General features: G+C 44.3%; 1 pseudogene. It reads right to left on the bottom strand.

Features of this window, described 5'->3' with window-relative positions:
- Positions 1–739, bottom strand: a pseudogene (locus B5D35_RS23915) (IS6 family transposase); the annotation flags it as partial.
- Positions 740–1,071 lie beyond the last annotated feature (332 nt).

Here is a 1,071-nt window from a genome sequence, read left to right as displayed (position 1 = left end):
TGGCCATCTATCCGTTATCCGCCAGGGAGAAATGAGACGATTTTGGATCACTACGGATTTTTTGCAACAACCCCCATCCTGACGTAACCAACAATCGAGTTGCCCCTTATTTAACATGCGCAGTGATTCAAATCCCTTGATGGTGGCCCAGGCTCGATGATAGCGGTTTGAAACCGCCGGTCGCGGTGATGAGTTTTTTTAACGGCGCATGGTCAGATTCAATGCGATTATTGAGATATTTCACTTGCCGATGTGCCACGCCTTCTCGCAGTAATCCTTCTTCTTTCAGTCGAGTAATCGCATTACCATAAGAAGAGTGCTGGTCGGTATTGAGGGTCTTTGGCTGCATGTCGTGTTTGTACTTTTTCAAACAATGCTTTAGGAAACGATAAGCAGCATGTTTATCGCGTTTTTTCGAAAAGTAGAAGTCTAAGGTTTCGCCTTTTTTATTGATGGCACGGTACAGGTAGCGCCATTTTCCCTTCACTTTTATGTAGGTTTCATCAAGTTGCCAAGAGGAGTCAGCGCCGATAGGTAGGTAGCGACGGAGTTTCATACGAAGTGCGGGGGAGTATTCAATAAACCACCGATAAATCGTTGAGCGGTTCACTGAAATCCCTCTTTCCGCCAACATATCACTGACGTTGGCATAACTCATGGGTGTTGAGCCATACCAACGTAGCGACCAAAGGATGATTTCAGGCGCGAAGTGTTTCCATTTGAATTCGTTGTTGGTCATTGACTACTCATCCGCTAAGGCGATATGACTATGTTGGGTCACGACGGATTTTTTGCAACAAGCCCTGGCCATGGATTCAGACACCAGGGCGGCGAAGTTCAAGCTAGGCGATTGAGCTGCTCCGCGAAGCCATAATTGGGCTTTACCTTGAAACCGTATGTATGGAAATCATGCATACGGTTTTTATTTTATCAGGAACAGTTCCTGTTGTGCCATATGGGTATACCCTATGATCATAGATTAAAAGTGGCAGTTTTTATATATTTGTCATAACCTATATGGCATACACTATTAGATCATAACTTAAATGTCACTTAGGTCAAATTATGTAC

This window comes from Enterovibrio nigricans DSM 22720, assembly GCF_900167155.1.
GTDB lineage: Bacteria > Pseudomonadota > Gammaproteobacteria > Enterobacterales > Vibrionaceae > Enterovibrio > Enterovibrio nigricans.
Note: the sequence above shows the minus strand (reverse complement) of the source record. Positions and strands in the feature narration are given on the sequence as shown.